Source organism: Pseudomonas sp. GW821-FHT01C01 (genome assembly GCF_059422645.1).
This window is the reverse complement of record NZ_JBWKXF010000057.1, coordinates 1-12,930: the sequence shown is the minus strand read 5'-3', so window position 1 is coordinate 12,930 and position 12,930 is coordinate 1. Positions and strand designations below refer to the sequence as shown.

Here is a 12,930-nt window from a genome sequence, read left to right as displayed (position 1 = left end):
GTGGTGCAAATGTCCTTATTCAGATTTTTGGTGTTTGCCGCAATACCGCGTCGCTGCCATCGCGGGCAAGCCCGCTCCCACAAAAGCACCGCAGTCCCTGTGGGAGCGGGCTTGCTCGCGAAGAGGCCGGCACAAATAACGCAATACTCAAGTCAACCACCGCTCCAGAGTACGAACCGATTCCAGTTCTTCAATCCGCCACAACTGCCCGAGCAGTTCCTCAACCCGCTCCCGGGACATGACCCGCATCGCCAAACTGAAAAACTTCTCCTCCAGCGCCACATCACTCAGCGGATTACCCGGCGCGCCCAACGGCACTTCAACACACAGGCTCGCTTGCCGACCGTCCACGGTCCGCAGTGTCACCACGGGCTCGCCATCCTCGGACAGTAGCGGGTCCACTTCAAGGCGAATGCGTGACATCCACTGGACAATGCGTGGATCGTTGCGCGCTTCATCGTCATAGGCCTGCAATCGACAATGGCCATGTACCAGCCGTGCCGCCAGTGCATACGCCAGGCTCATCTGCGCCGCCGCGAGGGTGCCGACATCCTGGCCGCCACACATGTCCTGAAGAAACCCGCACAGCGAAACGTGCACATCTTCGACCTGGTCGATCCGTACATTCAGTTGATCCAGCAGCAGACCAAGGGCGTCGATGGCCGAATGAGTACCGCGGCAGGAGGCATAGGGTTTGATCGAACAGCGGGCGAGCTTCCAGACCACACCGAGGTCTGCATCCAGCGCTTCGGGTGTTGAGGTTGCTGGAGCGAGAGTTTTCAGAAAACCACCCCAGACCTCCTCGAACAACTGCGTCGGTCCGCTGATACCCTGTTGGGCAAACCGCGCCGCCAGCAGTCCACCTTCGGCGGCGCGCCCGCTGTGCAGTTTCTTGCTTTGCGAGCCGTCGTGGATGAAGGCCCACAAGCCGCCGCTGAAGCTGCCGGCGATGCCCAGCGCCGCCAGGGTTTGCCGTGCATCCAGGCCCAGGATGCGCGCACTGGCCGCTGCCGCGCCGAACACCCCACACGTCGCGGTGGAATGCCAACCGGCGCCGTTGTGGGCTGAATAGCCACCGCACGCTTCGAGCACCCGGCGACCGACTTCGTAGCCGATCACTACGGCGCTGATGAACTCACGACCACTCACCGGCTGTGCGAGCATTGAAACCGCCGCCATCACCGCCGGCAGCACAACGGCACCGGAATGATCGCAGCCGCCGGTGTCGTCCAGCTCCAGAGCATGGGCGGCGACGCCGTTAAGCATCGCTGCCTGAGCCGAGCAAACCCGCAGGTCTGTGCCCCAAACCGACACTTCACCGGTTTCACCGGCGAACACCTTCCGCGCCTGTTCCGCGACACCGCTATCGGCGCCGGCCAGCGTTGCACCGAAAGTATCGAGAATGTGCCGCTTGGCTTGTGCCAGCAACGCAGGCGGTAAATCTTCAAACCGCATCTCAACACAGAATTGCGCCAGACGTTGCAAACGTTCGTTCATAAAACGTAATCCCGATAATGTCGCTCATAAACTGACGCCGGGTGATCCTCAGTGGCCGGTGCTGCGGTTTCGGCCCACCACTGCGCGACCTCGGCGCCCGTGGCGATCCACACGTCATCGTGCTGTTGAATGCCCTCGATCAATTCACGCAACACCCCAATCCGTCCCGGCGTGGCGATGATCTCCGGGTGCAGGCGCAGCACGTAGCACAGGCCGAAGCGATGAAACCCGGCGAAGTCCATTTGCAGGTTGCCCAAGGTGTGGCTGTAGGACGCGATCCGCGATTGCGCCGGTGGCACTGCCGGGCTCAAGTTGAAGGCGAAGTAAGGCTCGTCCTCCAGTTCATAATGCAGAGGCAGCTCAATGACGTCGGGTGAAGTCGGGTGAGCGAATGGCAAGTCATCGCCGCGCCACGACGAGGACCAGCGAATACCCTGATCTTTCAAGGCCTCGATGAACCCCGGCGCACCATTGCCCGCCGGGATGCGAAAACCGGTCGGCCGCTGGCCGGTCAACCCGGCCAGGGTCTTACAGCCCTTGGCGATGTCGTCGCTTTGCGCGGCCAGGTCCAGTGTGTCGTAGTTCTGATGACGATAGCCGGCGCAGGCGATTTCATGGCCGTCGGCCTGGATCGCCCGAATGTGCTCGGGGTTTTCTTCGGCAACGATACCGGGGACAAACCAACTGCTGGAGACCCCGAGTTCCTTGAACAGGCCAAGCAACCGCTCTACGCCGCGCTGGGTGCCGTAGCGCCATACCGACAAGGTCTTGTCTCGCCCGGCGACTTCCGGGGCTTGCGTGAGGATGCCGTGGATGTCGTTGTAATCGACGGTCAGTACCACGGCGCAGCGATAGCCTTTCGGCCAGGTGGTGGAATCAACCATGGTGATGCTCCTTCAGCCACCACTGAGCGACGTCGCGGCAGGTGGCGAACCACACGTCGTCGCGCTGACGCATGTGTTCGAAGAGTTTTTCCAGCAACAGGATGCGTCCCGGTTTACCGGTGATCTTGGGGTGGAACAGGGTGGTCAGGCATAACCCTTCGTCCATCGCGCCGTCGTATTCGCGGCACCAGTTGTCCAGGGTCAGCGCGTAACTGGCGGTGCGGTCCAGCCCGGAAGGGAAGTTCGGCGCGCGGGTGTAGGCGAGGGAGGCGTAATCGTCCATTTCCCAGCGGCTAGGGATTTCCACCAGCGGTGTATCGAACCCTGGCACGTTCACCAGATACGGCCTGTCATCGCCGCGCATGCTGCTGGAGTAGGTAACACCGGCTTCCACCAGCATTGCCGGGGTTTCGGCCCGCCAGTCGCCGGACGGTGTGCGGAAACCTTCGGCTCGGATGTTCAGGTGTTTCCAGAACACCTCGCGGGACAGCTTCATCACGTCCTTTTGCTGTTCCAGCGTCAGGGCGTAGAAAGATTCGTGTTTGTAGCCGTGATAAGCCACCTCATGCCCGCGCTCGACAATCGCCTGACACTGTTTCGGCCAGTTCTCCACGACCCAGGCCGGGACGAAGAACGTCGTCGGGATACGGAATTCGTCGAGCAGATCGAGCAAGCGCGGTAGCGCCCGATAAGGGCCATAGCCGCCGAAACCGAAGTACTCGGGCTTGCGCCAGATCGAGCCGTTGAGCATGGCATCGCCGGTCGGGCCATCGAGGTCGAAGGCCAGGGCGAGGCAGGCTTTGTGCGGGACTGGCCAGGTGGGTTGGGGTGAGGAGGACATCGTTGGTACTCCATTAAACTATTGGCATAACCCGTGTAGCAGCTGCCGAGCCCGCGAGGCTGCGAAGCAGTCGTAAAACCTGACTACGCGGTCTGTCAGACAAACCGTGTGCACCGGGACTGCGAGGACTTCGTCCTCGGACTCAGCCTCGCAGGCTCGGCAGCTGCTACAGGTCAGCGTGTTATTTACCGCCGTTGACGGTGACTGTCTTGATCGCACCCAGTTCCAGGTCCCACTTCTTCAGGATCGCCTGATAGCTGCCGTCATCAATCATGCTCTGCAGCGCAACCTTCACCGCTTCGCTCAGCTCAGGCTTTTTCTTGCTCACGCCCAGTCCGGTGAACTGCTCGGAAATCGGCAGGCCCACGGTCTTGTACATGTCCTTTTCCTGAGTCTTCAGGTACGGCAAGGTTTCGCTGCCCTGCATGGCGGCGTCGATACGGCTCTGGCGCAGTTGCGCACGGGCGTCGGCCGAGCCTTCGGTGCCGATCACGTTGATCGCCGGTTTACCGGACGCTTCGCAATTGGCCTTGCTCCACTCGGCGATTTCCGCCGGGAAGGTGGTACGGCGGCTGGTGCCGACTTTCTTGCCGCACAGGTCGACGATCTCGTTGGTGTCCTTGTTCTTTTGCAGGGTGTAGAACTGCGGGCCGCTGGTGAAGTAGTCAACGAAGGTCACGCTGGCCTGGCGCTCGGCGGTGTCGGTCATGCCCGACAGCACCATGTCCACGCGGTCGGTGGTCAGGGCATTGATCATTTGCTCGAAGCCGGTTTCCTGCCATTTGATCTTTACGCCCAGACGCTCGGCCAGGGCATTGCCCAGGTCAAAGTCGAGGCCGGTGAGGGTGTTGGTGGCCGGGTCCTTGAAATCCATCGGCGGGTAGTTCGGCATGATCGCGACGACGATCTCGCCCTTGGCCTTGATGCTGGCCGGCAATTCGGCGGCGAAGGTGAAGCCGGATGCCATAACGCCTGCGAGTACTGCTGGAATAACGAAGTTCTTCATGGTCGTTCTCTTATGAGTGTTGTGAAGGCCGACATCGGGCCTTAGGTTCGAACGGCAGAAATGAAGCTTTGGGTGCGAGGGTTTTGCGGACTTATTAGTATTTCTTCGGGGCTTCCAGCCTCCACGATCTGCCCGCCGTCCATGAACACCATGCGGTTGGAGACTTCGCGAGCGAAGCCCAGCTCATGGGTGACGACGATCATGGTCATGCCGGTCTGCGCCAGATCGCGCATCACCGACAGCACCTCACCGACCAGTTCCGGGTCGAGTGCCGAAGTGGGTTCATCGAACAGCATCAGCTTGGGGCGCATGGCCAAGGCACGAGCAATGGCGACGCGTTGTTGCTGACCACCCGAAAGCTCGATCGGGTAGCTGTTGCGTTTGTCGGCCAGGCCGACGCGGGCGAGCAGTTCCACGGCTTCATCGTGCGCCTCCTTGGGCGAACGCTTGAGTACCTGGCACGGCCCTTCGATGATGTTTTGCAGCACGGTCATGTGCGGGAACAGGTTGAAGCGCTGGAACACCATGCCGGTGGACAGGCGCTGGCGGGCGATCTGCGTTTCGTTGAGCTCGTGCAGCTTGTTGCCGACGATGCGGTAACCCACCAGTTCGCCGTCAACCCACAGGCCGCCCTTGTCGATTTTTTCCAACTGGTTGACGCAACGCAGCAAGGTGCTTTTGCCGGAGCCGGACGGGCCGATGATGCACAGCACTTCGCCTTGCTCGACTTCGATGTTGATGTCCTTGAGTGCGTGGAACTGGTCGTAATACTTGTTCAGGCTCACGGCCTTGACGATGCTTCTCATGTGCGGCTCCTCAAGAACGCTTGCCGGCGCCGCGGGCGAAACGACGCTCCAGACGGCTTTGACCAAAGGACAGGACGGTGACAGTGGCCAGATACCAGATGCCGGCGACGATCAGCAGCTCCATCACGCGGGCGTTGGCGTAGTAGATGTTCTGCGCGTTGTAGAGCAGTTCCGAGTATTGGATGACGCTCGCCAGCGAGGTCATTTTCACCATGCCGATGAACTCGTTGCCCACCGGTGGAATGATGATGCGCATGGCTTGCGGCAGGATGATCCGGCGCAGCGCCTGCAGGCGCGGCATGCCGATCGACTTGGCGGCTTCGTACTGCCCGGTGTCCACCGACAGCAGACCGGCGCGCACCACCTCGGCGGTGTAGGCGCCCTGGTTGATGCTCAAGCCGAGCAGGGCGGCCACGAATGGTGTCATCAGGCTCACGGTGTCCATTTCGAACAGACCGGGGATGCCGATGGTGGGGAAAATCAGCGCCAGGTTGAACCACAACAGCAGTTGCAGGATCAACGGCGTGCCGCGAAACAGCCAGGTGTAGGTCACTGCCACGTAGCGCAGGATCGGGTTGGCCGACATGCGCATGATCGCGGTGATCACCCCGAACACGATGCCCAGCGCCATGGCGAGCACCGCCATGACGATGGTGTTGAGCAAGCCCCACATGATCGCCTGGGAAGTGAGGAATTGGCCGATGTACGACCATTCGATCTTGCCTTCGGCGAAGGCTCGCACCAGGCCCAGGATTACAATGACAATCACCGTGGCGAAGAAAATGCGACCGTAGTAGCGTCGTGGCACATGGTGGTACTGGGTGATGTCGAACTGGTTTTCCGCCAGTTTGCGCTCCGCCTGGAGTCGTTGTGCCTGTGTCTGGCTCATGTTGGTTCTCCGTACACGTTATCTGTAGGAGCGAGCTTGCTCGCGATGGTCGTCAACGATGACGCTGGTTGCCTGACACTCCGCGGTGTCTGTGCCTCCATCGCGAGCAGGCTCGCTCCTACAAGGTTTTGCGTTGTGGGTCAGAGGCGGAAGCCCTGATAGTCCTCGGTCCATTGTTGCTGGGCGGCGAGGGCGGTTTTCAGGCGGCCGATCTGTTCGCGTACCTGCTGCGGCGCGGTGCCGCCCCAGCCACTGCGCGCAGCGATGGCGGCTTCCAGGGTCAGGCTGTCGCGGACCTCGGGAGTCAGGCGTGAATCCACCTCGGCCAACAGCGCCGGCGACGCTTCCCACAACTCGATATCGTGTTTCTCGCAGGCCTGTACCAGCGCTCCGGTGATTTCATGGGCTTCCTTGAACGGCACACCGCGTACGGCCAGCCAGTCGGCGACTTCGGTAGCGAGGGTGAAGCCCAGCGGTGCCTGACGACGCAGCTCTTCGACGTTGACCTTCATGGTCGCGACCATTCCAGCCATGGCCGGCAGCACCAGCAGCAGGGTGTCGACGCTGTCGAGTACGCCGTTCTTGTCTTCGCTCAAGTCGCGGTTGTAAGACAGTGGCAAGGATTTGAGGGTGGACAGTAGACCCGTCAGGTTGCCGATCAGGCGCCCGGCCTTGCCCCGTGCCAGTTCGGCGATGTCCGGGTTTTTCTTCTGCGGCATGATCGAACTGCCGGTGGCGTAGGCATCGTCCAGCGCGACCCAGCGAAATTGCCGCGAAGACCATAGGCAAAACTCTTCGGCGAGACGCGAGATGTTGATGCCGAGCATGCTGGCAATGAACAGGAACTCGGCGACGTGATCGCGGCTGGCGACGGCGTCGATGGAGTTTTCGCAAACACCGCTGTAACCCATTTCTTTCGCTGATTGCTGGGGCAGGCGAGCGATGGCAGAGCCGGCCATGGCCGCCGCACCGAGTGGCGACAGCGAGGTGCGCGCGTCCCAATCCACAAGGCGCTGCACGTCACGCAGCATCGATTGCGAATGAGCCAGCAAGTGATGGGCAAACACGATCGGCTGCGCTTGCTGCAAGTGAGTGAAGCCGGGGCAGATGCTTTCGATGTGTTGCTCGGCCTGATCGACCAGCGCCTGCTGCAAGGCCAACACTTCAACGGCCAGGGTGCGTACGTGGTCGCGCAGGAATAACCGCAGATCGTTGGCTGTCTGATCGTTACGTGAGCGACCGGCACGCAGCTTGCCGCCCAGCGCACCAAGGCGTTCGGTCAGCAGGCGTTCGATGAAGGTGTGAACGTCTTCGTCATCCAGCGTTGGCGCAATGCTGCCGGCGCGGAAGTCAGCGCCGATGCGCTCCAGGGCGTCGAGCATGGTTTGGGTTTCTTGCTCGCTCAAAAGACCGGCGCGCTGCAGCTCCCGGGCGTGGGCCTTGGAACCGGCGAGGTCATACGGGGTCAGGCGGAAGTAGCGCTCAGGGCAACGGGACAGGGCGGCCAAGGCTTCGGACGGACCGCTTTTGAAGCGAGCACCCCAGAGACGGTCGGTAGTTTGAGACATTGTTGTTTTCCTCGTCGGTAACGTGAACTGAAATCGGAGTGCCGGGTGGTACTCGCCGCTGCGCTATTGAGCCAATAACAGCAGACAGAATCAGGCCAGAGCAGTTTTTAAGAGGGCAGTTGCAAAAAGGCGAGAGCTGATCGAAGTGTCAGCTTTTAATATTTTGAGATCAGTGAATTGGCACTGACGTTCGGGGGTTTTTGGCGATTGCAAAGTCTGGTTTTCTGTGTTCATTATTATTAGGCCAGCTATGTTTTTGTTGTTGGACACAGGTTGTTGAATACGGCGCCAGAGGTAAATAAGCATTATGGAAACCCCACTTTCCAATTCCGGAAACCCGCCACCGAAAACGCTGCAACGGGCACCGTTGGCCCTCAGTGGGCTGGACTTCAAACTGCTCAAAGTGTTCAAGGCCGTAGTCGAGGCTGGAGGCTTCAGTGCCGCGCAAAATGAGTTGAATGTGGGGCTGGCAGCCATCAGCAAACAGATTTCCGACCTGGAAATCCGTATCGGCATGCGCCTTTGCACGCGTGGGCGAGAGGGTTTTCATCTGACGGAAGAAGGGCGTCTGGTGTACCAGGCGTCGATAGACTTATTTGCCTCGGTCGACAACTTTCGCGACCGACTTAGTTCAGCACAAAACGAACTTGTCGGTGATCTTGGTGTGGGGGTTATTGATAACACAATCTCTGATATGAATTCACCGTTGGTTTCCGCACTTAGAAAAATAAACGAGCAGTCGCCCAAGGTTCGATTTCAACTTCAGGCAACGCAACTTGATGAGGTGGAAAGGGGCGTTGTAGAGGGGCGGTTAGTAGCGGGAATTGTGCCGGTTTATCAACAACGCGAAGAGTTCGATTACTACGCGCTATACGAAGAACGCTCGGAGGTTTATTGCGCAGTCGGCCACCCCCTATTCTCCATGGCAGACGCTGAAATGAGTAGCAATGTGCTCAAGGACTACGAGTGCATCAACCATCGCTACGCGATCCATCGAGACAAGCTCAACTTTGCCCGCTACGACAGCTTTTCCGCCTCGGCAACCCAGGTGGAAGCCGTTGCGCTGCTGATCAAGACTGGTCGTTTTGTGGGTTTCCTGCCCCAGCATTACGCCGCGCCGATGGTGGCGCGGGGAGAGTTTCGCGCGGTGTGCCCGGACCTGATCAACATCGTCACGCCGTTCAGTCTGATCTTGCGCCATAACACTGTACGCAGCCCATTGGTGAAGGCATTTACCCAGGCACTGGGCGTGGATTTAAAAGCCTCGGTTTGATTGTTTAGCGCGTTGAACACTAACGAACACTGGCGGCCAATGGGAATGATTGGACCCAGCTTAACGCGTCAGCATTTACAGCAACGGGAAGCCGTTTTTTTTCGAAACGTACGCTCAATATTGGTTGTATTCAGAATCACCGGATTCGCCAGATGTTAATGGGCAAATCGACATTTATTCGCGATACGTTGTCACTTCGGATGGTTGAGGCTGCCCTCTGCTCATGTTGGTAGAAGGCCTCTCTCGGTGAAGAATGCTGAAGGCTTTCGCGACGCTCGTATTCGTTACGATTCTGAAAGTTTGACAGTCAGGCAAGTTGTCAATTTTCTAGTAGCAGAAGGGCCTCAACACCTGTGAGGCCCTGATCTCTGGTAACTCAGCGCGCCACTACCGGCACCGTCACGGTTTTGCCGAAGGCCGATGTGAGGGTCACCGTCGGGCCAGGCGACGGGCCACTGCCGGTGGTCGTCACCGCTATATTCCAGCGCGCGCCTGCAGGCGTAGGCGTCAGGGTGGCGGTGCCAAGGTTCACCGGACCGGATGTGGTCGTGGCCGTCGCCGTGATGGTATTGCCCGTGCCACGCGACGTGGTGCCGGACAGGACCCAGTAGTAGCGGCTGTTGCTGCGGGCGGTGACTGTCGCGCTGGTGACGATCAGGTTCTCGACGACCGCTGCCGAGACCGCCACGGATACCGTCGCCGGTGCCGACTCCGCGCCCTTGGCGTCGGCGGTTTTGTAGGTAAAGGTCGCGGTGAACGGCGCGGGGACCGTGGCTGGTGGAGTGTAGATCACGCGCAGACCATCGGTGCTGACCACGCCCTTGCCAGAGTCCGGTTGCTCCAGGCCCACCACCTTAAGTGGCACGTTACCGTCAGGGTCGGTGTCGTTGGCCAGGACGTTGATGGTCACTGTTTGGCCGTTGTTACTGATGGCGTTGTCGGGGTTGGCGATCGGTTTTTTGTTATCGCCGTCGTCGGCACGTTTATCGCCAGTACGGAAAGTCGGCAGCGCGGCGGAGTTGACGTAGGTGACGCCATCCCAGCCGGGCAGGGGCGTTGGCATCAACTGGAACTGGCCCGGATTCTCGACATCCCAGCGCAGCAGCATGGACGTGTCCTCGTGCTGGGTGTTGTGGCAGTGCTCCATGTAGGTCCCGGCGAATTCACGGAAGCGGATGGCGATGTCCACGTCCACCGAGCTGTCGATGCCTTGGCCAATGAGATAGACGTCCTTGCGCGCCCATTTTTCCCATTCCGGCGGTGCCTTGCCGTCGCGGTTGAGCACGATGCCTTCTTCGAAATGCACGTGCACCGGGTGGCTCCAGCCGTTGCCGCCGTTCCTGATTTTCCACACTTCCAGGGTGCCTTCGCCGGAGAACCCGGCAGAGCTCGGGCCGTTGGCCAGTTGCGGAGCGGCGCTGATCCGTCGAAGGTCCGCGCGGTTGCCGAAACCACCGTCGGTCTTGATCGTCCAGGGTTCTTCGTCAGTGCCGTCGGAGCGGCCGAAGATGAACTCGCGATGCCGCGCCAGTTTCAGTTTGGCCTGCACTGTCGGGTCGTCACGGTTGAGGGTCAGCGGAATCATGGTTTTACCCGCCGCCTTGCCCGGCTTGGCGGGTTCGTAATCGACAGGGTTCATGCTCACGTCCTGGCCGGCATAGGGCTGGACCACCATCTGCATGAACTTGCCCACAGCCGGGTCGCCGTTGTCCCATTCCAGCCCTTTGCTGCCCGACTTGAGCACCGCTTTGTACTTCCCGGACAGGACATCGGCCAGGCTCAGCTGAGTACTCTCCGGCCCCTTGCCGCTCTGGTGCTCCATCAGGTTGACGAAGTACAGCTTGTCGCCGGTGTTGATCCCGTTTTTCGCAAAGTTGACGAGGATGTCGAAGCGCTCGGCAATGCCCTGGGTGGGCAGGATGGCGTTGTGGTCCTGCACATCGCCGTCGCCGTCCAGGTCCATGCTGCCGTCGAACGGCACAGCATGTTCCATGAGGTTGCCGTCGTTGCCGATCAAGTGGAACGGCACACGGGTATAAGACAGGCCGGAGCCTGCCGGGCCGGGGAATTCGCCGCCGGTACCAGCGACTTCACGCACCAGCGCGATCTTGAAGTAACGTGACACCGAGCCATTGAGAATGCGGAAACGATAGCTGCGCGCCCGCACATTCAGGCGCGGCTGGTACTGCCAGTTGACCAGGATCTGGTCGCCGAGAAAGCCGTCGGTGTTGAACGGGTTGAACCACAGCTGGCCATTGGCGTCCCAGGCCTTGTCGGCCACCATCAGGTTCACATCATAGTCGCGGTTGCCCCAGGGCAATGCCGAACCGCTGGGCAGGCGCAGGTTGACGCCGTCTTGCAGTGCCTCGTTACCGCGGTCCAGGGCGCTGTAGTAATTCATCATCACTGCGTTGCCCTTGTAGACGTTCTGCGCGGTGAAATCGAGCATGTGGTCGTGGAACCAGTGGGTACTCATGGTTTCGCGCCAGTCGCCGCGAATCTTGATGCTGCCGTTGTTGCAGGTTTTCAGGCCCGGAGTGGCATCGTTGACAAACAGGGTTTCGCCCGGGGCGCAGGGGAACGCCGCACGCGGATCTTCAGCCTTGGTGTTGATGGTGTCGTAACCGGCCAATTGGATCGGCCAGCGATAGTCGTAGTACTGCCCCGGAAAGAAAAACGCATTGGCATAGCCGTCGCTTTCGGCCGGGACGTGGCCGTTGTGTTCGTGAGTTGAAATGGTGTGCAGGCCAAACCCCATGTTGGCCGACGGATCAATCGGCAGGGCGTTGTAGTGCCGCATCAGCACCGGTTGGCCGTAACGCACCATCAACAGTTTGGGCGGAAAGGTGCCGTCGAAAGTCCAGAGCGTCTTGTGGTTCTGAATCGGCATGTTGGGGTGAAAACGGGTGTCGATGCCTTTGGTGGTGCCCGTTATGACCGGGGTGTCCGAGGTCTGGTTGTACAGTCCGCCAGGCCCGAACTCACCGACGGCATAGTTGTGCAACTGCCGGCGATCACGCATGCCGCCATTGAGCTTGGCACCCGCTTGCACGGTCTTGAAGGCAACCTGTGGGTAGAACTCGTTCCAGCGCTGGTGTGACCAGCCTTTTCCTGGCGGACGACCCTCGGCCGGCGAGCCGACCGGATGGCGGTTGAGGAAGGCTTCGATCTGCGCTTTCCATGGGTTGCGGTCCAGCACGTTGGAGTACTGCGACGGAAACGGGTACAGCCCCGGCTGGCGCATGAAGGCTTCCAGCGCCGCGGCCGAAGGGCCGCTGCGGGCGATGTTGTTCGGGTCCTGCGCGGGTGCCGGGCCGACGAGCGGAACCGGGAAGGTCAGGGGCGGTGCCGGCAGTGTCGGGTCGAGTTTTTCCGTGCCGAATTCTTCGAACAGCAGCAGTTGCTGAGTGTACGGCTGGGCCCCGAACAACGGGCTGGGCTTGCCGTTGGTGGGGATTTTGAATGATGTCTGCAGGGCTGGCGGCAGCACGTTGTCGGCCCGTGGCGTGTTCCGGTCGCCATACACGCCGTTGGGCAGGGCGATGGCGCCCTGGTTGGTGGGTGGCATGGTCAGCAAGGCATCCAGCGCGGCCTTGGGGTCAGCCGGGGGATTGGTGAACGCCGAGGGGTCCGTCGCTGGTGGCTGGCTGACATCGTCGAGCGGCACGGCAATGGCCGTGTCCAGACTGAAGGTCATCAACAGTACAGACGCGGCGTTCGAACCCCTTAAGGAACGGAGCGAATTGAAAGGCGATGCAACGATTTTCATGAGGTCCCCCTTGCGACATACCGCAACGGCGAAACCCGCGATCCCGCCTGGTGACAGCAGCTGCCTGTGTTGCAACGGGGGTGTGCAAACGCCGGGCCATGAACTAGGAGGGAAATAAAAATCCTGAGTAATTAGTAAATTGTTCCAAAAACTTAATTTTGGGTGAGGTGCAGGGTTGGGGGATATTCCTCCAATTAGGTGCTAAGCACCCGGTGTGTGGGTGTAGTTCCCCATTTATGGAGAGAGCAGCGGCCCTATTTCACCGACGTTTTTGGCAGGATCTGCTTGCCCTGGGGTGACAGGTAATGCCGATCAGCTAAGCCACAACGCAATCTGTAGCAGCTGGCGTAGCCTGCGTCCGGCTGCGCAGCAGTCGTAAAATCAGCGTTCGCGGTAC

9 protein-coding genes are annotated in these 12,930 nt (G+C 60.2%); 1 reads left to right on the top strand and 8 read right to left on the bottom strand.

All coding sequences use genetic code 11. The features are described 5' to 3' along the window. Nucleotides 1-147: 147 nt before the first annotated feature. From AC07XF_RS24840 to argH, 7 genes are all read right to left on the bottom strand, one after another. On the bottom strand, nucleotides 148-1,497 hold the full coding sequence (locus tag AC07XF_RS24840) for an MmgE/PrpD family protein (RefSeq protein WP_495028593.1): 1,350 nt from the start codon (nucleotides 1,495-1,497) through the stop codon (nucleotides 148-150). Beyond that, nucleotides 1,494-2,381: a polysaccharide deacetylase family protein gene (locus AC07XF_RS24835; protein ID WP_495028592.1), complete on the bottom strand. Its 888-nt coding sequence runs from the start codon at nucleotides 2,379-2,381 to the stop codon at nucleotides 1,494-1,496. Before AC07XF_RS24835 ends, AC07XF_RS24840 begins: the two co-directional genes overlap by 4 nt. Then, on the bottom strand, nucleotides 2,374-3,222 hold the full coding sequence (locus AC07XF_RS24830; RefSeq protein ID WP_495028591.1) for a polysaccharide deacetylase family protein: 849 nt from the start codon (nucleotides 3,220-3,222) through the stop codon (nucleotides 2,374-2,376). The genes AC07XF_RS24835 and AC07XF_RS24830 overlap by 8 nt, the downstream gene beginning before the upstream one ends. 181 nt (nucleotides 3,223-3,403) lie before the next feature. Beyond that, the gene (locus AC07XF_RS24825; RefSeq protein ID WP_495028590.1) at nucleotides 3,404-4,228 is read right to left on the bottom strand and encodes an ABC transporter substrate-binding protein; all 825 of its coding nucleotides are present in this window, start codon (nucleotides 4,226-4,228) and stop codon (nucleotides 3,404-3,406) included. 41 nt (nucleotides 4,229-4,269) lie between these two features. Beyond that, the gene (locus AC07XF_RS24820) at nucleotides 4,270-5,034 is read right to left on the bottom strand and encodes an amino acid ABC transporter ATP-binding protein (protein ID WP_495028589.1); all 765 of its coding nucleotides are present in this window, start codon (nucleotides 5,032-5,034) and stop codon (nucleotides 4,270-4,272) included. Between the two features lie 10 nt (nucleotides 5,035-5,044). Further along, nucleotides 5,045-5,923: an amino acid ABC transporter permease gene (locus AC07XF_RS24815; protein ID WP_495028588.1), complete on the bottom strand. Its 879-nt coding sequence runs from the start codon at nucleotides 5,921-5,923 to the stop codon at nucleotides 5,045-5,047. Between the two features lie 140 nt (nucleotides 5,924-6,063). Then, the gene (argH, locus tag AC07XF_RS24810; protein WP_495028587.1) at nucleotides 6,064-7,491 is read right to left on the bottom strand and encodes an argininosuccinate lyase; all 1,428 of its coding nucleotides are present in this window, start codon (nucleotides 7,489-7,491) and stop codon (nucleotides 6,064-6,066) included. Between the two features lie 307 nt (nucleotides 7,492-7,798). Here argH and AC07XF_RS24805 point away from each other — a divergent pair, with 307 nt between their 5' ends. After that, on the top strand, nucleotides 7,799-8,764 hold the full coding sequence (locus AC07XF_RS24805) for a LysR family transcriptional regulator (RefSeq protein WP_495028586.1): 966 nt from the start codon (nucleotides 7,799-7,801) through the stop codon (nucleotides 8,762-8,764). Nucleotides 8,765-9,140: 376 nt separating this feature from the next. On the opposite strand, the gene AC07XF_RS24800 is transcribed toward AC07XF_RS24805, so the two are convergent. Next, the gene (locus tag AC07XF_RS24800) at nucleotides 9,141-12,461 is read right to left on the bottom strand and encodes an Ig-like domain-containing protein (protein WP_495028585.1); all 3,321 of its coding nucleotides are present in this window, start codon (nucleotides 12,459-12,461) and stop codon (nucleotides 9,141-9,143) included. Between the last annotated feature and the right edge of the window lie 469 nt (nucleotides 12,462-12,930).

Coding starts and splice junctions, on each gene's coding strand:
- AC07XF_RS24835 (WP_495028592.1), bottom strand. CDS start 2,381: ATGGTTGATTCCACCACCTGGCCGAAAGGCTATCGCTGCGCCGTGGTA.
- AC07XF_RS24820 (WP_495028589.1), bottom strand. CDS start 5,034: ATGAGAAGCATCGTCAAGGCCGTGAGCCTGAACAAGTATTACGACCAG.
- AC07XF_RS24830 (WP_495028591.1), bottom strand. CDS start 3,222: ATGTCCTCCTCACCCCAACCCACCTGGCCAGTCCCGCACAAAGCCTGC.
- AC07XF_RS24800 (WP_495028585.1), bottom strand. CDS start 12,461: ATGACCTTCAGTCTGGACACGGCCATTGCCGTGCCGCTCGACGATGTC.
- AC07XF_RS24825 (WP_495028590.1), bottom strand. CDS start 4,228: ATGAAGAACTTCGTTATTCCAGCAGTACTCGCAGGCGTTATGGCATCC.
- AC07XF_RS24805 (WP_495028586.1), top strand. CDS start 7,799: ATGGAAACCCCACTTTCCAATTCCGGAAACCCGCCACCGAAAACGCTG.
- AC07XF_RS24815 (WP_495028588.1), bottom strand. CDS start 5,923: ATGAGCCAGACACAGGCACAACGACTCCAGGCGGAGCGCAAACTGGCG.
- argH (WP_495028587.1), bottom strand. CDS start 7,491: ATGTCTCAAACTACCGACCGTCTCTGGGGTGCTCGCTTCAAAAGCGGT.
- AC07XF_RS24840 (WP_495028593.1), bottom strand. CDS start 1,497: ATGAACGAACGTTTGCAACGTCTGGCGCAATTCTGTGTTGAGATGCGG.